At 64.2% G+C, this 20404-nt stretch carries 20 protein-coding genes; 11 read left to right on the top strand and 9 right to left on the bottom strand.

The features are described 5' to 3' along the window. Positions 1-23: 23 nt before the first annotated feature. Positions 24-554, bottom strand: coding sequence for a glyoxalase superfamily protein (locus UW3_RS0121820; protein WP_010225633.1), 531 nt, complete (start codon positions 552-554; stop codon positions 24-26). A 439-nt stretch (positions 555-993) separates the two neighbouring features. Between UW3_RS0121820 and UW3_RS0121815 the strand changes: the two genes are divergently transcribed. Together UW3_RS0121815 and UW3_RS0121810 are read left to right on the top strand one after the other, a co-directional pair. Beyond that, positions 994-1665: a class I SAM-dependent methyltransferase gene (locus tag UW3_RS0121815; protein ID WP_010225631.1), complete on the top strand. Its 672-nt coding sequence runs from the start codon at positions 994-996 to the stop codon at positions 1663-1665. Between the two features lie 45 nt (positions 1666-1710). Next, complete coding sequence (locus UW3_RS0121810) at positions 1711-1929, top strand: DUF4287 domain-containing protein (RefSeq protein ID WP_010225630.1); 219 nt, start codon at positions 1711-1713, stop codon at positions 1927-1929. A gap of 145 nt (positions 1930-2074) precedes the next feature. Here the strand turns inward: UW3_RS0121810 and UW3_RS27485 are convergent, their stop codons facing one another. After that, positions 2075-2479: a DUF6896 domain-containing protein gene (locus tag UW3_RS27485; RefSeq protein ID WP_036996090.1), complete on the bottom strand. Its 405-nt coding sequence runs from the start codon at positions 2477-2479 to the stop codon at positions 2075-2077. Then, positions 2476-2745, bottom strand: a complete 270-nt coding sequence (locus tag UW3_RS0121800) for a hypothetical protein (protein ID WP_036996113.1) — start codon at positions 2743-2745, stop codon at positions 2476-2478. The genes UW3_RS27485 and UW3_RS0121800 overlap by 4 nt, the downstream gene beginning before the upstream one ends. A 200-nt stretch (positions 2746-2945) precedes the next feature. On the opposite strand from UW3_RS0121800, the gene UW3_RS0121795 reads away from it, so the two are divergent. From UW3_RS0121795 to UW3_RS0121775, 5 genes are all read left to right on the top strand, one after another. Beyond that, complete coding sequence (locus UW3_RS0121795; protein ID WP_010225627.1) at positions 2946-3611, top strand: ABC transporter ATP-binding protein; 666 nt, start codon at positions 2946-2948, stop codon at positions 3609-3611. Then, on the top strand, positions 3611-6064 hold the full coding sequence (locus tag UW3_RS0121790) for an ABC transporter permease (RefSeq protein ID WP_010225626.1): 2454 nt from the start codon (positions 3611-3613) through the stop codon (positions 6062-6064). Before UW3_RS0121795 ends, UW3_RS0121790 begins: the two co-directional genes overlap by 1 nt. After that, positions 6054-7118 (top strand): lipocalin-like domain-containing protein, encoded by a 1065-nt coding sequence (locus tag UW3_RS0121785; protein WP_010225625.1) that lies wholly within the window; start codon positions 6054-6056, stop codon positions 7116-7118. The genes UW3_RS0121790 and UW3_RS0121785 overlap by 11 nt, the downstream gene beginning before the upstream one ends. 177 nt (positions 7119-7295) lie before the next feature. Next, the gene (locus UW3_RS27480) at positions 7296-7733 is read left to right on the top strand and encodes a hypothetical protein (RefSeq protein ID WP_148276809.1); all 438 of its coding nucleotides are present in this window, start codon (positions 7296-7298) and stop codon (positions 7731-7733) included. A gap of 236 nt (positions 7734-7969) precedes the next feature. Further along, the gene (locus UW3_RS0121775) at positions 7970-8362 is read left to right on the top strand and encodes a GFA family protein (protein WP_010225621.1); all 393 of its coding nucleotides are present in this window, start codon (positions 7970-7972) and stop codon (positions 8360-8362) included. On the opposite strand, the gene UW3_RS0121770 is transcribed toward UW3_RS0121775, so the two are convergent. Then, positions 8359-8862 (bottom strand): GNAT family N-acetyltransferase, encoded by a 504-nt coding sequence (locus UW3_RS0121770; protein WP_010225619.1) that lies wholly within the window; start codon positions 8860-8862, stop codon positions 8359-8361. The two genes, UW3_RS0121775 and UW3_RS0121770, sit on opposite strands and share 4 nt — an antisense overlap. Before the next feature lie 95 nt (positions 8863-8957). On the opposite strand from UW3_RS0121770, the gene UW3_RS0121765 reads away from it, so the two are divergent. After that, a complete protein-coding gene (locus UW3_RS0121765; RefSeq protein WP_010225617.1) occupies positions 8958-9986 on the top strand; it encodes a DUF1176 domain-containing protein in 1029 nt (342 codons plus the stop codon). A 1-nt stretch (position 9987) separates the two neighbouring features. Here the strand turns inward: UW3_RS0121765 and UW3_RS0121760 are convergent, their stop codons facing one another. Then, positions 9988-10917: a LysR family transcriptional regulator gene (locus UW3_RS0121760; protein WP_010225615.1), complete on the bottom strand. Its 930-nt coding sequence runs from the start codon at positions 10915-10917 to the stop codon at positions 9988-9990. A gap of 140 nt (positions 10918-11057) precedes the next feature. Between UW3_RS0121760 and UW3_RS0121755 the strand changes: the two genes are divergently transcribed. Then, positions 11058-12185 (top strand): alkene reductase, encoded by a 1128-nt coding sequence (locus UW3_RS0121755; protein WP_010225614.1) that lies wholly within the window; start codon positions 11058-11060, stop codon positions 12183-12185. 112 nt (positions 12186-12297) lie between these two features. After that, on the top strand, positions 12298-14715 hold the full coding sequence (locus UW3_RS0121750; protein WP_010225612.1) for a TonB-dependent receptor: 2418 nt from the start codon (positions 12298-12300) through the stop codon (positions 14713-14715). Positions 14716-14852: 137 nt separating this feature from the next. Here UW3_RS0121750 and UW3_RS0121745 read toward each other — a convergent pair whose 3' ends face one another. Then, entirely contained in the window at positions 14853-15332 is a 480-nt protein-coding gene (locus UW3_RS0121745) for a VOC family protein (protein ID WP_010225610.1), read from the bottom strand. 78 nt (positions 15333-15410) lie between these two features. On the opposite strand from UW3_RS0121745, the gene UW3_RS0121740 reads away from it, so the two are divergent. Beyond that, positions 15411-15752: a hypothetical protein gene (locus UW3_RS0121740; protein WP_010225609.1), complete on the top strand. Its 342-nt coding sequence runs from the start codon at positions 15411-15413 to the stop codon at positions 15750-15752. A 21-nt stretch (positions 15753-15773) separates the two neighbouring features. Here UW3_RS0121740 and UW3_RS0121735 read toward each other — a convergent pair whose 3' ends face one another. From UW3_RS0121735 to UW3_RS27475, 3 genes are all read right to left on the bottom strand, one after another. After that, complete coding sequence (locus UW3_RS0121735) at positions 15774-17138, bottom strand: TolC family protein (RefSeq protein ID WP_010225608.1); 1365 nt, start codon at positions 17136-17138, stop codon at positions 15774-15776. Beyond that, positions 17135-19270 carry a peptidase domain-containing ABC transporter gene (locus UW3_RS0121730; protein ID WP_420220033.1) on the bottom strand — a complete coding sequence of 712 codons (2136 nt, stop codon included), beginning with the start codon at positions 19268-19270 and terminating at the stop codon, positions 17135-17137. The genes UW3_RS0121735 and UW3_RS0121730 overlap by 4 nt, the downstream gene beginning before the upstream one ends. 44 nt (positions 19271-19314) lie before the next feature. Further along, a partial coding sequence (locus tag UW3_RS27475; RefSeq protein WP_420220032.1) for an HlyD family secretion protein occupies positions 19315-20404 on the bottom strand: 1090 nt, incomplete at its 5' end.

Here is a 20404-nt window from a genome sequence, read left to right as displayed (position 1 = left end):
CAGCACAGCTCTATCAGGGCTCATCAGCTCTGGCAGAAGCGGATCCGGTTGCCAAACGGGTCATAGACTTCCAGCACCTTGCCCCAGCCCTGCTCGACAATATCCGGCCGGCCATAGCCGTAGCGCTTGGCCTGCAGCTCGTCGCGCAGTGGCTCGATATTGTGCATGGGCACGAAGATCGTTGCGCCTGGGCTGGCATCACCGTGATGCTCGGACAGGTGCAACTGCAGGCCATCGCGGCTGATGCCCAGGTACAGCGGCAGGTCAGCCTCGAAACGGTGCTCGAACTCGACGCTGAAACCCAGGAAACCCAAATAGAATTCGCGGGCCTTGGTTTCATCGAAACTGCGCAAAATGGGGATGGGCTTGTCGAAGCGGATCGCCGCTGCCGGGCTGTCCGGGGGCAACAACGCAGCGGCGGTGTTCCAGTCTTTATAACCCAGCTGCTGCGCCACCAGCTCCAGCGCGCCTGAATGTGAAAGCTGCAGGCTCTGCGCTTGCAGCGACACGCGCAGACGCTTGGCCATCTGTTTGGCCTGTTCGAGTGAAATCATCGTTCCTCCTGGAGTCGAGGCCACAAGGTGCTCGCGTTGCCAAACCTCGACTGCAAGAAAAGCGACAGGGTTCGGGAGTTGTTCACATGCTTTCACCATGCCCTGAGGGCGCGAGCGGCAGGCAGCATTGGCCTGGCGGCGATAGTACACAGATGATCAGCGCACTGTCGATTTCGCCGCGCCTGGTTCGACTATGGTCAGGCATGCCCTCAACCCACCCCATCAGGAGCAGACCATGCGCAAACTCGTTGATCCACCCGATCATCCTCGGGTGTGGCAAGCGCTGGTTCGATGACCAGGCACACGCGTCGGCATTTAACCTGGCGCAATCGAGCAGCACGCCAAGCGGAGTGCTGGTTGCACGTTATGTGCTTAACGGGGAGGTGCGCACCGGGTCGTTTGCCTAGACTGGGCAGGTACCGCCGCACTGGAGAGCGCAATGCCCGCCCCTGAAACCGAACTTTTGCAAAGCTGGCAACACAACGCCCGAGCCTGGATCAAAGCCATCCGCAGCGGCGCCATCGAAAGCCGCCTGAAGGTTACCGATCAGGCCATTCTGCTGGCCGTGCTCGGCCGCCAGCCCGAACGCGTGCTGGACCTCGGCTGTGGTGAAGGCTGGTTGTTGCGGGCGCTGGCCAAGCGCGGCATCGATGCCGTGGGCGTCGATGGCGACCCGACCCTGGTGGAAGCGGCGCGGGCGGCGGGCGCTGCCCAGGTACACCTGGCAAGCTACCAGGCACTGGCACAAGCGCAGGTAGATATTGGCCGCGACTACAACCTGATCTGCGCCAACTTCGCCCTGCTGCACCAGGACATCATCCCCCTGCTCGGCGCCATGAACGCCCTGCTCGCCCCCGGCGGCGCCCTGGTGATCCAGACCCTGCACCCGTGGACGGCCGCTGCAGGCGACTATCAGGACGGTTGGCGGCAAGAGACCTTTGCCGGTTTTCAGGGCCAATGGCACCCCATGCCCTGGTACTTGCGCACCTTGTCCAGCTGGATCAATGCCCTGGACATGGCGGGGTTCAGGCTGATCGCCCTGCAGGAGCCGCAGCATCCGCAAAACCCGCTGCCGCAATCCTTGTTGCTGGTGGCCGAGTCGAGAGGATGAGCTCGGTCACATCCCATTCCATCCACGTAAAAGGAAGCACGCGTCATGAGCGAAGAAACAAAAGTAAAAGGGCCAGCTTCGTACTTCCCCTCCATCGAGAAAAAGTACGGCCAGCCCATCAGCCACTGGCTGAACCAACTTGGCACGGTCAACGACAAGAAGCACATGGAAATGGTCAACTGGCTCAAAGCCGAACATGGTATGGGCCATGGCCATGCCAATGCGCTGGTGGCGTACTTTTTAGCGAGCGCTAAAAACACCTGACGATACAGGCCCGATACCACAAGGCACAGGCATCACCGCCGAGCGGGGCGTGCTGTCGGTGCCGCACTTCATGTTCCTCGCCTCGGTGCTGGCTGCGCGAGCTGATCAGCCGTTGCCTGGCAACGTCCTGACCGGCGAACCTGGCTCAGCGGTCTTTCGCCAGGTAAAACAGGATATAGCCCGAACTCACTAGGCTACCGGCCGCTATTTCGGCGTTGAAGCAGGCCTTGAGTGCATCCTCATCGGCAAAGCCGTACGAAGGCAGCCTGCCCTCAGCAAAGCCGGCGAGCCGCCACAGGTCGAAGCCATCGAGCTCACCCTGCTCGCCAAAGTCGAAGTCGACGGAGCCGGTGGGCAAGTGAACCGCACAGCCGTAACCGTGCTTGAAGTAACCAACGCCGCCATCAAGCTCGCCGCGATGGGGGATATCCATCGTCACCCACGCCATAGCGCTCGAGGGTCTCGGGATGCCTGAGCGTTGCATGAGTTCGACAGCGGCGCTGACACTTGCCTGGTAATCGCGGATCAGTCTGGCGAGGAGATTGTTCATGCCGGCTCGCGTTGACAGGGCTGGTCCTGGTCGCACCAGCCAAGCGCTTTGTAGGAGGTTTTATCCTGCTGGGGATAGTCGCTTCGGTACTCTCCCCAATCCATGTAGGCATAGTATTGGCTCATTGCATCGAAATAACTGTCAGCTTCGACTTCCCACACAAGCCTTGAGCCGGCGCCCATCAGCGCCCGCGCGTTGTCACCGCGGGGCCCGGCCAGGCAGAAGGTTTGACAGTCATCCGGTTCCATCCAGAGTTCATGTTTCATGTACAACGCTCGCGATTGAGTCCGCGCTATCGTGCCCGAAAACATCGGTGCATGACCACTCCAAATCCTGTGGGAGCAGCTTGCCAGCGATCGAACGCGAAGCGGTCGCAACCCAGCCGGTGCCTACCGTGATTCGTGCAAAGCCCGGCAACACTGCTATTCCTGTACCCAGGTCCGCGTTTGCAAGGAACAACCGTCCAATGCTGGTCATCGAACACCTGCACAAGTCCTTCAGCACCGCCCAAGGCCCGCTACCGGTGCTGCAAGGCGTCGACTTGCACCTGGCTCAAGGCAGCAGCCTGGCGTTGATGGGCGAGTCCGGCAGCGGCAAGAGCACCCTGCTGCACTTGGTCGCCGGCCTCGATCGTGCCGACAGCGGGCGCATCCTGATCGACGGCCAGCCCCTGGACGGACGTTCAGAAGCCGCCCTGGCACGCTGGCGGCGGGAAGGCATCGGCCTGGTGTTCCAACAGTACAACCTGATCAGCAGCCTCGATGTGGCGGCCAATCTTGCCTTTCAGGCCAGGCTGGCGGCGCGCTGTGAGCAGCACTGGCTGGACTACCTGACCACCCGCCTTGACCTCGCCAGCCTGCTGCAGCGCTACCCGGAGCAACTCTCCGGCGGCCAGCAGCAGCGGGTTGCCATTGGCCGCGCACTGGCTGCCCGCCCGCCACTGGTGCTGGCTGATGAACCCACCGGCAGCCTCGACGAAGCCAGCAGCGATGAGGTACTGACGCTGATGCTGCAACTGGTCGGCGAGGCCGGCAGCAGCCTGCTGATGGTCACCCACAGCCCGCGCCAGGCTGCGCGCCTGGAGCAGCGCTGCGTCCTGCATGCCGGGCGTATACAGCGCGAGGCGCTGTGATGAGCCCGCTGCTGATTGCCCTGCAGGCACTGCTGAGCCATTGGCGGCGCCATCGCTTGCAGTTTTTCAGCATCTTTACCGGCCTGTGGCTGGCCACCGCCCTGTGGACCGGGGTGCAGGCACTCAACAGTCAGGCCCGGGCCGACTACGCCCGCGCCAGTGCGGTGCTGGCCGGCCCTGCGCAAGCGCAGCTGGTGGCCCGTAGCGGTGAGCGCTTCGATCAATCGCTGTATCTGCAACTGCGCAAGCTCGGCTGGCAGCTGTCGCCGGTGCTGGAGGGTCGCCTGCGCTTTGCCGGCGAGCAGCCGCTGACGGTGCGCCTGATCGGCATTGAGCCGCTGAGCCTGCCAGCGGCAATGACCGTTGCCGGCACCTCGCTGCAAGGGTTCGACCTGCAGGCATTCATTGGCATGCCGGGGCAAGCCTGGGTAGGCCCCGATACGTTGCGACAACTGGGTGTGGATGCCACCGGGCGAGCTACCAGCAGTGATGGTCAGGTGTTACCGCCCCTGGTGGTGCAGCCGCAGTTGGCACCGGGCGTGATCGTGGTGGATATCGGCCATGCACAAGCGTTGTTGCACGCGCCAGGGCAATTGTCGCGATTGCTGGTGGGCGATGAGGCCAGGCCCTTGCCGGCAGCATTCGCCGAGCGCCTGACCCTGCACGCGCCCAGCGACGACGGCGACCTGCAGCGTCTGACCGACAGCTTTCACCTCAACCTCACCGCCCTCGGCCTGCTGGCTTTCGTCGTCGGGCTGTTCATCGCCCACGCCGCCATCGGCCTGGCCCTCGAACAGCGCCGCGGCCTGATTCGTAACCTGCGCGCCTGCGGCATCAGCTTGAACACCCTGTTGATCGCCCTGGTACTGGAGCTGGGTGTTTTCGCCGTACTCGGCGGCCTGGCCGGGGTCGCCAGCGGTTATGGCCTGGCCGCCCTGTTGCTACCTGATGTCGCCGCCAGCTTGCGCGGCCTGTACGGCGCCCAGGTGGCCGGGCAACTGAACCTGCCGGCCTGGTGGTGGCTGGCGGGGGTCGTGGTGAGTGTCTTCGGTGCCTTGCTCGCAGGTGTGAGCAGCGTGCTGCGCGCCGCCCGTTTGCCGTTGCTGGCCCTGGCGCAGCCGCAAGCCTGGCGCCTGGCCCAAGGGCCCTGGTTGCGCCGCCAGGCGCTGGCGGCCGGGCTGTTGCTGGCGGTTGCGCTGGGCTGCTGGCAATGGGGCAACAGCTTGGCCAGTGCCTTGCTCCTGCTCGCCACATTGCTTCTGGCGGCAGCGTTGCTGTTGCCCGCCCTGCTCGATGGCGCGCTGGCCTGGCTGGCACGCCTGTGTCGCGGGCCGTTGGCGCAGTGGTTTGTCGCCGACAGCCGCCAGCAGCTCCCTGCCCTGAGCCTGGCGCTGATGGCGCTACTGTTGGCATTGGCCGCCAGCGTCGGCGTGGGCAGCATGACCGAGGGCTTTCGCAAGACCTTCAGCGCTTGGCTCGACCAGCGCCTTTCAGCCGATCTTTACCTCACCCCGCAGGACACGACACAAGCCCTGCAAATCACTGACTGGCTCGCCCGGCAACCGGCCGTCACTACGCTGCTGCCCAGCTGGCGTGCAGAAATACGCTTGCAGCAGTGGCCGGTTCAAGTCCAGGGCATCATCGATCACCCCGCCTACCCTGCGCGTTGGCCATTGCTGGAACAACGCCCGCAGGCCTGGGCGCAATTGGCCAGCGGTCGGGCGGTGATGCTCAGTGAACAACTGGCCCGGCGCCTGGGCGTGCAGGTGGGCGCCCCCCTGCAGCTACCGAACCAAGCCATGACCGTGGTCGGCATCTATGCCGACTATGGCAACCCCAAGGGGCATCTGCTGGTCAATGCCGACTGGCTGCGCGGGCACCTGCCAGAGGCAAAGCTGAGCACTATCAGCCTGAACCTGGCGCCAGAAGGTATTGCGCCGCTCAAAGCCGACCTGCAACAACGCTTCGCCCTGGACGACAGCCGCGTGGTCGAGCAAGCCAGCTTGAAACGCTGGTCTACCGAGATCTTCAGCCGTACCTTCGCCGCCACCACGGCGCTCAACAGCCTGACCCTGGGGGTGGCGGGCGTCGCTCTGTTCATCAGCCTGCTGACCCTGAGCCAGAGCCGCCTGGGCCAGTTGGCACCCCTCTGGGCCCTGGGCGTGCGGCGCACCCAGCTGGTGTGGTTGTCACTGGGCCAAACCCTGATGCTGAGCAGCCTGACCGTGCTCCTGGCCATCCCCTTGGGGCTGTTGCTGGCCTGGTGCCTGGTGGCGGTGGTCAATGTCCAGGCCTTCGGCTGGCGCCTGCCCCTGCATGTATTTGCCGCGCAACTGCTGCAACTGGCGCTGCTCGGCCTGTTGACCAGCCTGCTGGCCAGCGCCTGGCCGTTGTGGCAACTGGCGCGGCGCCAGCCGAGCGCGCTGCTGAGGCAATTCGCCGATGAAGGGTAACCGCTGCCTGTTGATCGGCCTGTTGCTGCTGGCCGGTTGCGACCAGCCTGCGCCAACGCCCAAAAGCTTTGCCGGATTGGGCCAGGACGCCACTGCCTTCAGCCAGGTGACGCGCGCCCATTCGCTGGTGTTCCCCCTCGACCACGCGGCCCACAATGGCTTTCGCATCGAGTGGTGGTACGTCACCGCCAACCTCAAGGACAACCAGGGACGTGACTGGGGCGCACAGTGGACGTTGTTCCGCTCGGCCCTGCGCCCCGGCCCGGAAACAACCGGCTGGAACAGCCCCAACCTGTGGATGGGCCATGCCGCACTCACCGGCCCTGGCGGCCATCAGTCCAGCGAAACCCTGGCACGCGGTGGCATTGGCCAGGCGGGCGTCGAAGCCACGCCGTTTCGGGCCTGGATCAACGATTGGTCATTGCAGGGCAGCAACGACCTCGCACGCCTGCAAATGACCGCCAACGGCAAGGGCTTCAACTACACCCTGAACCTGGTCAGCACCGGCCCGCTGGTGCTGCATGGCACCCAGGGCTACAGCGAAAAATCCGGCAAGGGCCAGGCGTCGTACTATTACAGCCAGCCGTTCTACCGGGTCAGCGGCGAGGTCGAACGCGACGGCCAACGCCTTGCGGTGACCGGCAGTGCCTGGCTCGACCGCGAATGGAGCAGCCAGCCCCTGGCGTCCGGGCAGTCGGGCTGGGACTGGTTTTCCCTGCATCTGGACAGCGGCGCCAAACTGATGCTGTTTCGCGTGCGCGAGACCCAAGGCACACCCTACCGCGCAGGTACCTGGATCAGTGCCGAGGGTCGCGCCCAGGCACTGCAGGGTGAACAGATCCAGTTGCAGGAGCTGGCCTGGAGCAAGCAGGAAAACGGCCGCGAGGTGCCTACCCGCTGGCGCGTGCAGGTGCCGGCGCATGACGTGGATGTGCAGGTCGATGCGCTGGAGCCGAACGCGTGGATGTCTACGCGTTTTCCGTACTGGGAAGGGCCCGTGCACTTTAGTGGAAGTGTGAGCGGCAAGGGCTATCTGGAAATGACCGGGTACTGACCTGGGCCGGGCAGCTCGGTCAGGATGGGTAGGTGAACAGTTCCCAGGTGAGTGGTGGCATAGCCTTCCCTGCGTTCAATCCTGCCTTTTGGGCCGAACATGATCGGATGAAAAACGTCGGGTATGATTTGGCCTACGCAAGCGCAGGCTCCGTCGCTTGCGACCACGGAGTTGATAATGGAATTTCCCACCACCCTATGGCACTGGTACGGGCAGGCTGAGTACAAGCGCGTGCTGGCGGTGTGCGAGGCGATTGAAGGGCTGACCTTTCTGGCCATGAGCGCCAGTGCGCAAGAAGATGCCATCCACCCCTGCCGGGCGTGTGAAACCTGGTCGGTAAAGATGCTGCCGTTGCATGACGCGCTGACTGTCTGCGGCAGCGCAATGCCTGCTCAGGTGCGCACCCCGTTGCAGCGGGTCTGGGAAATGTGCAACGAACTACCCGAGACAGCATTCGATTGCGGGGTCCGGCTGATGTTCGAGCACGAGGAGTGGCAGCCTCTGCGAGACGCCGCTGAGCTGACACTCGCCTTACTTGAGGTGGACCAGCTGGCGGCTTTTCTTGAGGAACTGGAGGTGGACTGTAGAAATGAAATATGGGGACTGAAGAGATAAAAAAGCGCCAGCGCTACCGTTTCGCAACGCATTCAGTCTGCTGGCAACAGCAACTCATGCCGCACTTGTAGGGCGATTGCAGCATGGCCGTTGAAAAGTGCTGATAGTTTGCGCCTGAACATTCAATTGCCGCTTTTTCAGTAAGCGTCCAATATCCATTACGATCCCTCGCAGGTTTCTTGATAACAGCATGGCGTTGCGCTAGCGCGCTCGCAATACGCGACAGGAGACGCACCATGGACCACTTCACCGGCGGTTGCCTGTGCGGCAACGTGCGCTTTGCAGCCTCGGGACGCCCCTACCGGGTCGGCCTTTGTCACTGCCTGGACTGCCGCAAGCACCACGGCGCGCTGTTTCACGCTTCGGCGATCTTCCCCGAGGATGCGCTCAGCATCGAAGGCGAAACCCGTGACTACGCCGGGCGCCATTTTTGCCCCCGTTGCGGCTCGTCGGTGTTCGCCCGCTCAGGCGATGAAGTCGAAGTGAACCTCGGCTCGCTGGATGCCCCGGACCTGCTCACGCCCACCTACGAAAGCTGGACCATCCGCCGCGAGTCCTGGCTGCCGCCCTTCCCGCTCAGCAGGCACTATGAACGGGATCGCGACCCTTCAGGGCGCTTCGAGGATTAAGCGCTCAGCTGTCGCTGCATCCCCTGCGACATCAGGCTGGAACCCTCGCGCAGTGGCTCCGGCGCGCCAATCGGCTGAAAGCCATGGGCCTGGTACAAACGCATCGCCGGGCTATCGGCGAGGGTCACGCCCAGGCCAACCCGGCGCACCGCAACGCTGGTAGCCCAGTCCAATGCCGCCTTGAGCAAGGCACCGCCGGCGCCCAGGCCGCGCGCCGCCGGGTCGACCCACATCTGATAGATGTCAGCCACACCCGGCTCGGCGGCGGACAATTTGCACCAGACCAGCCCGCATACCACGTCGCCATTAACCGCGAAAAACGCCCGGTCGTTGCCACTGGCATGGGCCGCCGCAATCCGCGCCGCCCAGTTTTCATCGGTTCGTTGCGACTCTGCTGCGAAGGTGCTGCCAAACGCATCCGGCGAATCCTGCAATGCCTGCAGGCGCAGGTCGCGGTAGGTTGGCCATTCATGGGGTAAAACGGGACGGATGGAGATCACAAGGCTTCCGGCTCTGGTTGACCCTAAACAGCTGCCAGACTACCACCAAGGTGCGATCATGCCGCTCTTCACCGACACCGCAGGATCAATGCACGATGCTTTCAGCAAGATGGACCTGGCTGGCCCTTACCCTGTTACCCGCTTTGACCCTGGCCGCAACGCCGGAACAGGTGCCCTTGACCCGGGTATTCCAGGACTGGCGGGTAGCCTGCGACAACACCCGCCGCTGCACCGCGGTGTCGGGCAGCACCGACAACCCGGGGATGGGCCTGTACATCGTTCGCGAAGCCGGCGCCAAAGGCAGCACCCGGGTCAGTGCGATCAGCTACGACGACGTCGCCCTGCGTTACGAATTTCACCTCGATGGCCGCCCCACCGAACCCTGGAAATACGGCTCGAAGGGCCGTGAGTACTATTATCTGGAAAACGACGCCGCCGTTGAGAAGCTGCGCGAGCTGCGCAACAGCGACACCCTGAGTTCCAACAGCAACTTTGGCGAACGCCGGGTATCGCTGCAGGGCTTGAGCGCCGCCCTATTGCTGATGGATTCGGTGCAAGGGCGCATCGGCCACCCCAGCGCATTCGTGCGCCCCGGCTACCAGCCGGACAGCCGCGTGCCGCCAGCCCCGGCCACTCCCAAACTGCCGCGTTTCACCCTGGCACCGGCCTTGAACGAGGCCGAGCAACAGGCCATCGGCGACTACATGATCGCCTTGAGCAAAGACGAACTGAGCGCTGCGCCCCATCAAAACTGGCAGGCCCAGGCCGAGGTCTACCCCCTGGACCCGGCTCACGCCCTGGTGCGCCTGCGCTATGGCTGTGCCGAGGACGGCTGCAACCACAGCCTCTACCGCGTCTCGCGCACGGCGCCTTACCAGGCGACGCCGCTTGAGCTCAAAGCGGCCCCCGAGGCTGATTTTGCCCCTGACCTGTACGGGTTGATCAGCTTCAACCCGGTCAGCGGCCAGTTGAAGATTTTCCGCGAGATGGGCAAGGACTGCGGCGATAGCTCGATCTGGCAATACGACGGTACGGCCATGCAGCTCAAGGACCGCCGGACCATGTGGCGCTGCGACAGCATCAACGAGGACTATTGGCCAGTGACCTGGCGCGCCAAGGGTTGACTCAAGCGCCCAGGTCATCCCAATACGGCGGCGTGCCGATGGCGTCGAGAAAGTAGTCCCACACCCGCCGCACCTTCTGCGAGCGCAGGCGGTTTTCCGGTGACAGCAGGTGGATCTGGCTCGGCGTCGCCTCCACGGCGCCTTCCCAGTCGGGCAGCAGTTGCACCAGAGCCTTGCTGGTAAAGCTGTGCTTGCTGAACAGCCAGGACGGAAAGAACACGATGCCCCGTCCGGCCAGGGCCGCCTCGACCAGCACCTGGGCATTGTTGCTGCGCAGCGGCCCGTGCACGTCGACCACTTCAACGGTATCGCTGCCCGGGCGGCGCAAGTGCCAGCGCTGCGCCCCGCCGGTGCCTTTGTAGACCAGGCAGCAATGCTGGCGAAGGTCCTGCGCGGACGTCGGCTGGCCATATCTGTGCAGGTAATCGGGGCTTGCGCACAGCACATACCGCTGGGTGCAGATCTGCCGCCCGATCAATCCAGAATCCTCCAGGTGGCCGACGCGGAAGGTGATGTCGGCGCCCTCCTGCACCGGGTCGATATAGGCATCGGTGGCCGTCAGTTCAACGGTCAGCTCCGGGTACTGCTCATGCAAGCCATTGAGCAGCCGGACGATGTGCAAATGGGCGAAGGCCACCGGCGCGTTGATCCGCACCAGGCCGCGAATGTCGCCGGTCTTGCCGCTGATCGATTCGTCGGCGGCATCCAGCAGCTCCAGCACTTCGCGAATCTGCAGGTAATAGCGCTCGCCGGCGTCAGTCAACTTGACCGCGCGGGTGTTGCGGTACAGCAACTGCTGCCCGACCTCGCGCTCGAGCGCGGCGATGAAGCGTGACACCGATGAGGCCGGCACCTGAAAGTGCCGGGCGGTGGCGGAGAAGCTGCCGGTTACCGCCACCATGGCGAAAAAGCGGTGGGCCTTGAGGTGCATGGGCAGCTTCTGCAACGGGAAACCCGCCCAGTATAGGCGCACATATTGCTGTTAAAGCAATAGTGTTTTGCCATTTGCCTTGATTGTAGCTGTTTTCGCAAGACCCTAGGATGGCGCCATTCCACCGAGAGGCCCCACTCATGAATGACCTGTTTGCCCCTTATGACCTCGGCTCGCTGCAACTGAGCAACCGTTTCGTCATGGCGCCGATGACTCGCTCACGCGCCCCCGAAGACATCGCCACCGAACAGATCGCCCTGCATTACACCCAACGCGGCACCGCCGGTTTGATCGTCTCCGAAGGCACGCCAATTTCCCGCGAAGGCCAGGGTTACCTGTTCAACCCGGGCATTTTCACCGAGCAGCAAGTCCAGGGCTGGAAGCTGGTGACCGACTCGGTGCACAGCGTCGGTGGCAAGATCTTTGCCCAGCTGTGGCATGTCGGCCGCGTATCGCACACCTCGATCCAGCGCGATGGCCAGGCCCCGGTCAGCGCCACCAGCAAGGTCGCCCAGGGCGCGATTGCCTTCGGCTATACCGACAGTGGCGAGCCCGGTTTTGTCCCGACCTCGACACCGCGCCCGCTGAACACTGAAGAAGTCGGCCGGGTAGTCGAAGACTTCGCCCAGGCCGCCGCCAACGCCGTTGCCGCAGGCTTTGACGGCGTGGAAATCCACGGCGCCAACGGATACTTGATCGAGCAGTTCCTCAACCCGCTGGTCAACGATCGCAGCGACCGTTACGCCGCAGACACCCTGGAAAACCGCCTGCGCTTCGTTTTTGAGGTGGTCGATGCCGTCGTCAGGCGCATCGGCGCCGACAAAGTCGGCATCCGCATCTCGCCGTACGGCCAGTTGTTCGACATGCCAATCTACGCGCAAATCGACGAGACCTACTCGGCCCTCTGCGCCGGCATGGGTCAACGCGGCATCGCCTATGTGCATGTGATGGACCAGACCCACTTCTTCCTCGCCAGCGAAGGCGCGGTGGCCCAGGAGCAGGCACTGCGTGAGCTGCTGGCGCAGTGCAAGGCGCAACTGGGCCAGACCGCGCTGATCCTGGCCGGGGACATGACCTTGGAGCGTGCCCAGGACCTGGTGGACGCAGGCTTGATCGACCTGGCGGGCTTTGGCCAGCCGTTCATCGCCAACCCCGACCTGGTTGCCCGCCTGAAAAACGGCTGGCCGTTGACCGCGCCCGATCGCGACACCTACTACGGTGGCGGCGCCAAGGGTTACCTGGACTACGCCCCGTACGTCCCGGCCTGATCAGCGAGCAGACCCGCCGTCGTCATGCGTGGCATGATTTGCGAAAAGCCCTGTCCCCTTTTGTTCGCTCGCTTGTCATCAAGGGCATGTGAACCCAAAAGAGAGCGCAACAATGCCCGCACTGACACGCCACCGAACGCGCCTGGCGTCTTCGTTTTCGTCCCCGACCCTGTGCCTGATGCTGGGCCTGGCGTCGCTGGCCCCGCTGTGCGCGCTGGCCGACAGCGCCACCCGCAGCTACCAGGTGCCGGCTGGCGACCTGGGCGCGGCGCTGACCCGTTTTGCCGCCCAGGCCGGGGTCAGCCTGTCGGTGGACCCGGCCCTGGTCAATGGCCAGCGCAGTGCCGGCTTGAGCGGCAGTTTCAGCGTCGATGAAGGGTTTGCCCGGCTGCTGCAGGGCTCGGGCCTGCAATTGCAACCGGTGGCGGCAGGCGCCTATACCCTGGTGCCGGCACCGCAAAGCGGCGACGCCGTGGAAATCGCCCCGACCAGCATCCTCGGTGCCCACAGCGGCGCTGACGACGATGGCCAACGCTATGCCGGTGGCCAGGTCGCCCGCCGTGGCTCGCAAGGCTTGCTCGGCTCGCGCGACTTCATGGAAACCCCCTTCAGCATGACCACCTACACCCGCGAGGCGATCAAGGGCCAGCAGGCGCGGACCCTCGGCGACCTGATCGCCAGCGATCCGTCGGTGCGCGCCACCAACCCGGCTGGCGGGCGCTTCGAGCAGTTCACCATTCGCGGCTTCAGCCTGTTCAACAGCGATGTCGCCTACAACGGCCTGTATGGCATCCTGCCGACCTACTCCATCGACATGGAAATGGCCGACCGCGTCGACATCATCAAAGGCCCCAGCCAGCTGATCAACGGCATCTCGCCACGCGGCAGCGTCGGCGGCGGCATCAACGTGGTGCCCAAGCGCGCCAGCGACAAACCGATCACCGAGTTTACCGGCAGCTACGCCTCAGGCAGCCAAGTCGGCGGCGCCGTGGACATCGGCCGGCGTTTTGGTGAGGACGGCAAGTTCGGCCTGCGCTTCAACGGCGTCAAGCAATCGGGCGACACCGAATGGGACCAGCAGAGCGTCGACCGCGAGATGGCCGTGCTCGGCCTGGACTTTCGCGGCGAGCGGCTGCGCCTGTCCACCGATATCGGCCATACCGAGCGCAACACCGATGCGCCCCAGGAGCGGGTGATCGTCGGCGCCAATGCCAAGGTTCCGGATGCCGAGGAGGTGCGACGCAACTACGCCCAGGCCTGGAGCAAGGCGCGCACCAACGATACCTTCGGCGCGGTGAACGCCGAATTCGATATCAACGACTCGCTGATGGCCTACGGCGCCGTCGGCGCGCGCAAGAGCAACCATGACTTCCTCCGCCACAACGTGCCGGTCTCCAACGATGCCGGTGACTTCAGCGTCCAGCCGCGCGACTTCACCCGCGACGAGAACGTGCGCACCGCCACCGCCGGCCTGCGCAACTGGTTCGAAACCGGCCCGGTGAGCCACGAGGTCAACCTCGCCGCCAACGACTTCTACATGGATTTCGAGAACGGCGGCGGGCGTTATGCGGCACGCCCGAGCAACCTCTACAACCCGCGCCCTACCCCTACTCCCGGCCCCCTGCTGCGCTCGGACCCCAAGGTCTATACCGAGAACCGCTTCAGCGGCGTGGCGCTGTCCGACACCCTGGGCTTTTTCGACCAGCGCCTGCTGCTGACCCTCGGCGCGCGCTGGCAGCGGGTCCAGGTCGATGACTGGAGCGATGGCATCAAGGGCGACACCGCCTATGACGAAGAGAAGGTCTCGCCCTCGGGCGGCATCCTGTTCAAGCTCACCGACCAACTCTCGCTGTATGCCAACTACATGGAAGGCCTGAGCCAGGGCAAGATCGCCCCGTCGACCTCGATCAACGAAGACCAGATCTTTGCACCGTTCATCAGCCGCCAGGTGGAGGTGGGTGCCAAGTATGACCTGGGCAGCTTCGCCCTGACCGCCAGCGCCTTTCGCATCAAGCAGCCGGCTTACGAGACCAATGCCGGCACCCGGGTGTTCGGGCCCAACGGCAAGCGCGAAAACAAAGGCGTCGAGCTCAATGTGTTTGGCGAACCGCTCAAGGGCTTTCGCCTGCTGGGTGGGGTGATGTACATCGACAGCGAACTGACCGACACCGTCGGCGGCAGCTTCGACGGCAACCGCGCCCCGGCAACGCCGGAGTACAACGTCAGCCTGGGCGCCGAGTATGACGTGCCTGCCCTCGCCGGCCTGACCCTGACGGCCCGCGGCCTGCATTCCAGCTCGCAATACCTGGACCAGGCCAACAGCAAGCAGATCGACGGCTGGGAGCGCTACGACCTCGGTGCACGCTATGCCTTCAAGGTCGATGACAAGGACATCACCCTGCGCGCCGGTGTCGAGAACGTACTGGATGACCGCTACTGGGCCTCGGCGGGCGCCTCCGATGACAGCGAAGCGGGGTTGACCTTGTCGACGCCGCGGACCTACCTGGTGTCAGCGACCTTGGGTTTCTGAGGGCACAGCGGTTAGCTGCAATAGGATCCTTGTGGGAGCTGGCTTGCCAGCGATGAGGCCAGTCCAGTCAATACATCAAGTGCTGACCGGACTACGACCGCTGCGCGCTCGATCGCTGGCAAGCCAGCTCCCACAGTTCAACCCCTGACCGCCGCCTCAATCGCCGCAATATCAATCTTGCGCATCCCCATCATCGCCTCGAAGGCGCGCTTGGCCGCAGCACGGTCTGGGCTGGTCACCGCCTCGACCAGCACCCGTGGCGAGATCTGCCACGACAGCCCCCACTTGTCCTTGCACCAGCCGCAGGCGCTTTCCTGGCCGCCATTGCCGACAATGGCATTCCACAAGCGATCGGTTTCGGCCTGGTCTTCTGTCGCGACCTGGAACGAGAACGCCTCGTTATGCTGGAACATCGGCCCGCCGTTCAACCCCACGCAGGGGATGCCCAACACGGTAAACTCCACGGTCAGCACATCCCCCTCCTTGCCTGAGGGAAAGTCGCCCGGCGCCCGATGCACTGCACCGACCTTGCTGTCGGGGAAGGTTTGCGCGTAAAAGGTCGCAGCCTCCAGCGCGGTGCCGTCGTACCAGAGGCAGATGGTTGCTTTATTGCTCATCCTGGTTCTCCACGGTTGGTGAATGGCAGGTTGATTCTAGTCATGAAGACAGCGCACATACGTGAGGATTTATACAGCATGACCAGAATCAGCATTGCCTGCGCCTCACCCACCCGTGACCTGGAAATCGCCGTGTTTTTGCATCAACGGCTGAACATGTCGATCAGCGGCGCCCGCAAGCTGTTGGCCCTCGGCGCGCAGGGCTTTTTCTATAGTGCTGACCTTTACGGCAATGACCATCTGCAGCGCGACAGCGACATTCGCGACATCCTGGCCTTCTTCCAGCAAAAACAGCTGGCGCTGCTGTTGGTGGAAACTGACGAAGGCCAGGCGCTGCCTGTAGAGGATCTTGAGCGATATTCAATACCCGAAGAGTACCTGCTGAACGCGCTGGATGCCTGCCGAGGGCGTTACCACTAGCGGCTTCATGCACCGGCAAGCTCACAACGCGCCATTCAACTGCCCCAGATCCGCTGCCAGTTGCAACCGGGCGGTGTACCAGTTGACCAGCGACTCCACGCGCCGCTGCTCGGCGATGGCCAGATCGTTCTGTGCCCTGAGCAGCTCGATGATGCTGCCCACCCCGGCCTTGTAACGCCCCAATGCCACCTGATGGGATTGCCCGGCGCTGGCGACAAAACTACGGCTGATCGCCAGTGCCCGCGTGCGCGCATCCAGAGCCTGGCGGCTCTTCCAGACGTTGAGGGCGACCGTGCGCTCGGCCTGCTCCACCGCCTGCTCGCGGGCACCGGCTTCGTAGTCGGCGGCACGGGCACGACGACGGCTAAGAAAGCCATCGAAGAGCGGCACGGTGATCTGCACCCCGACACTCCAGGTCTCGATCTGCTGGCGCGTCGACACCTGGTCGATCGGTGTGTCCTCCTGCTGGTAGCTGCTGAACAGCGACACCTTCGGGCGCCCCTCGGCACGCGCTTGATCTGCCTTGGCGCGGGTGGCGGACCACTCGGCGCGAGCCTTTTCGATGGCCGGGTGCAGGGCCCTGGCTTGCGCCATCAAGGCATCGACGCTGGCCATGAACTCGCCCTCCTGCCCCGCTGGCTCGTTCAAGGCCGTAAGCTTCAGCGGCGCCGAGGGTGACAGCCCGAGCGCGCTGGCCAGGGCACCCTGGGCCGCCGCGTATTCACCCTCGGCCAGCACCCGTTCGAGTTGCGCCTGCTCATGGGTGGTCTGGGCCTGCAAGCGGTCGGTCTGCTCGCCGGCCCCGGCCTGGTATTTGGCCGTGGCCGCCTTGAGGCTGTTGGCCGCCAGCGATTCGGCGCTGCGCTTGGCCTCGAGCAACGCGGCGTTGGCCTGGACCTGGTAGAAGGCTTTGCTGGTGTCAAGCACCGTTGCCTGGATTTTTTCCACGCGACTGCTGGCGGCGGCATTCAACAACTGGCGGGCCCCCTCCACTTTCGCCGCCCGCAGGCCAAAGTCATACAGCACCCAGCTCAGGTTCACGCCATAGCTGTTGGTGCGGGTGTTCAAGGTTGAGTCCGCTTCGGGAAAGTTGTCATAGCGTGTCTTGCGGCTCGCCCGCCCGCTGCTGAGCTGGGCTTGTGCGGTCGGCCAGTACGCCGAGTGCTCGGCATCGAGGTTGGCCTGGCTGCTCAGCTGCGACAGCCAGGCTTCGCGCACCTCAGGATCGGCGCACAGGGCAATGGCGACTGCCGTGGACAACCCCAGCGGCTCGTCCAGTTGCACGCGACCGGGGCAGGCATCAAGCGGTTCGGCGGCCCAGCCCGGCGCAGCCAGGCTGGCTGCCAGCAACCCTGCCAGACACAGGCTGAGCAGGTGCCGGTTCATGACGACGACGCCGCACCGCGGATAATCTCGCCCGACTCGGCTGGCGCGTGCTCATCCGTCTCGATCAGCGGTCCGTCATAGACCACCCGGCCGTTGTCGAGCGCCAGCACCCGGCGCGCCGAGCGGATGGTATCGGGGCGATGAGCGACAATGATGCGGGTGATGTTCAGCGCTTGCAGCGCCTGGTTGACCGCCGCCTCCCTGGCGATGTCGAGGTGGCTGGTGGCTTCATCGAGAAACAGCAGCTTGGGCCGCCGGTACAGGGCCCGCGCCAGCAGGATGCGTTGCTTCTGCCCACCCGACAGTACCGTGCCCATGTCGCCCACCAGGGTGTTGTAGGCCATGGGCATCTGCGCGATGTCATCATGCACCGCAGCCATGCGCGCACACTGCTCGACCCAGCGCGGGTTGGCTTCGGCACTGAAAAAACTGATGTTGTCGGCAATCGAGCCGGCGAACAGCACATCGTCCTGCAACACCGTGGCGCTGATCCGCCGCAGGCGGTCCAGGTTATGGCTATCGATGGCAACGCCGTCGAGCAACACGCTGCCGCTGCTGGGCGCGAGGATGCCGAGCATGACGTTGAGCAAGGTGGTCTTGCCGCCGCCCGAGGGGCCGACAATCGCCAGTGAATCCCCGGCCTCGATGCGCACCGACACCTCATCCAGCACATAGGGTTCATGCTCGCCGTAGCGGAACTTGAGCTGGCGTACTTCAAGGCTCGGTACACACTCATCGGCGTCGCTGTCGCCGGCGGCCGGGAACTGCCTGTGTTCGGGTACCTGCAGCAGGATATCGGCCAGGCGCTCGCCATGCAGGCGCAGCATCAGCACATCGACCAGCTTGTCGATCAGCCCGGCCACACGGCTGTTGAACTGCTCCTTGTAAGCGTTGAAAGCGATAAGCATCCCGGCGCTGAACTGGCCCTCGAGCACCAGCCTTGCGCCGAGCCAGATCACCAGCAACGTCACCAGGCCAAACAACAGGCCGTTGAAGGCGCGATAGGCCAACTCCAGTTTCTGCGGGCGCAGGCCGGCGTTGATTTCCTCGACCAGCAAGCTGCCCCAGGTGCTGGCGCGCTGCTCCTGATGGCCGAACAACTTGATGGTGCGCACCCCGCGCATGCTTTCCAGAAAGTAGCTCTGCTGCCGGGCGGCGTGTACCAGTTGCTCTTCGCTGGCGCGGCGCAACGGGCCGAACCAGGCCCAGCGCGCCAGTGCATAGATAACCATGGCCAGCAGGGCGATCAGCGCCAGCAGCGGGCTGTAGGCGAACATCAGGCCCAGGGTCACCAGGGTCATCAGGCCATCGAGCAAGGCCTCGACAAACGAGGTGGTCAGGGTGTGCTGGATCGATTTAAGCGAGCCGAAGCGCGACACGATATCGCCCAGGTGGCGACGCTCGAAAAAGGCCACGGGCAAGCGCACCAGGTGGCTGAATACATTGATCTGCCATTGGCTGCTGAGCAAGGTGCCCAGGTACATCAAGGCCCAGGAGCGGGCCAGTGCCAGGGTTTGCTGCATCAGCAGCAGCAAGCCAAAACCGATCGCCAGGACCGCCAGCAGGTCGAGGTCGGCGCTGACCAGCACCTTGTCGATCACCGTTTGCAAAAAAAACGGGCTGAGCACAATACACAGCTCCAGCGCCGCCGCCAGCAACAGCACATGGCTCAGCACCCCGGCAAAGCCTTGCACCCGGCCCAGCAGCTGGCGCAAACGCAGCGGTGGGTTGGCCGGCCCCGGCTGGAAGTCGCCCTGAGGCCACAGCTCCAGGGCCACGCCGGTGAACGCCGTCGAAACTTCATCGAACGACAGTTTGCACACCCCGCGTCCCGGGTCGTGCAGGATTACCCCGCGCGGCCCGACCTCCTTGAGCACCACGAAGTGGTTGAAGTTCCAGTGCAGCACACAGGGCAATCGCAACTGCCCCAGCGCTTGCAGCTCCAGGCGCAACGGCCGGCTGGCCAGGCCCAACTGAGCGGCCATGGCCATCAGTTGCTTGAGGGTTGCGCCCTTCATTGACGGCGACAGCTTCTGGCGCAGCGAAAACAGGTCGTGGTGCTGGCCATGGTAACCGGCGATCATCGCCAGGCAGGCCTGGCCGCACTCGGCGGCTTCGGCCTGGAGCACCATGGGCAGCTTGCGACCGATGCCGAAGGCCAGCGATTGGCGAATATTCAAAGGCGTTTCCCTATGCCGCGCAGGGGTTCAAGCAGCCACTCATAGAGAGGCATGTTCTCCTGCAGGATGTCTGCGTCCAGTTGCATGCCCGAGCGCAAGCGCTCGTTCAATCCGCGCCCGAGCATGCTTTGTTGTTCGAGGGTGACCCTGACCCGGTACAACGGGCCCTGTTCGCGCTGCTGCTCGGAGACGCCGCCCACGGACATGATTTCATCGGCCGGCAGCGCACTGCGCGACACCGACGCCACAGTGCCGCGGGCCAGGCCAAAATGCTGATAGGGATAAGCCTGATAACGCAGCAGTACCGCATCCCCAGGGCGCACGAAGCCCACCGAGCGGCTGGGCACATAGAGTTCGGCATACAGCTGGGCATCCTTGGGCACGAGGCTCAGCAACGGCCTGTTACTGTCGGCGCGGGTGCCATTGACCACGCCAATGGCCGTCACTTCGCCACTGGCCGGCGCGGTAATCACCACCTGGCGTTTGACTTCGCTTTCCAGCAGGCTGCCCTGGCTCTGCGACAAGCGCCGCTCAAGCTCAGCCAATTGCTTGCCCTGGTTGAACGGCAACTCGGCAAGCTCGGCGCGCAACGTCGCAATATCGTTGCGCAACGACAACAATGAACGGCTCAGTTCCTCGCTGCGCAGGCGCACCTCCAGCACCGCATCCTGCTTTTCCTGAAGCTGGTCGCGGGACACGTAGTCCTGGCGCTGCAGGTCAGCGTAGCGTGCGGCGATGCCCTGAGCCAGGCCCAGGCGCTGGCGGCTGATGTCCATCTGGGTGACGACTTTGTGCTGCTCGCTTTCCAGCACGGCCAGGCGCCGTCGCTTGCCCTCCAGCTCTTGCAGGTGCAGCGCCCGGGTAGTGGCGATCTCCTCGGCAAGGCTATCGTTACGGCGCTTGATCAAACGGCTGATGGCGACCTGCGCGCCACCGGCCTCGGCATACAGGTCACTGCCTAGTGCCATCAATGTCGCGCCCGCCTCGACGGTCTGCCCCTCGACTGCGGCCAGGCCTTGCACCACCCCCGCCTGCGGCGCAAACACCTTGATCAGGCCCCCCTGGGGTACCAGCACACCGGTCACG

This window comes from Pseudomonas donghuensis (assembly GCF_000259195.1).
In the GTDB taxonomy this organism is placed as follows: domain Bacteria; phylum Pseudomonadota; class Gammaproteobacteria; order Pseudomonadales; family Pseudomonadaceae; genus Aquipseudomonas; species Aquipseudomonas donghuensis.
Note: the sequence above shows the minus strand (reverse complement) of the source record. Positions and strands in the feature narration are given on the sequence as shown.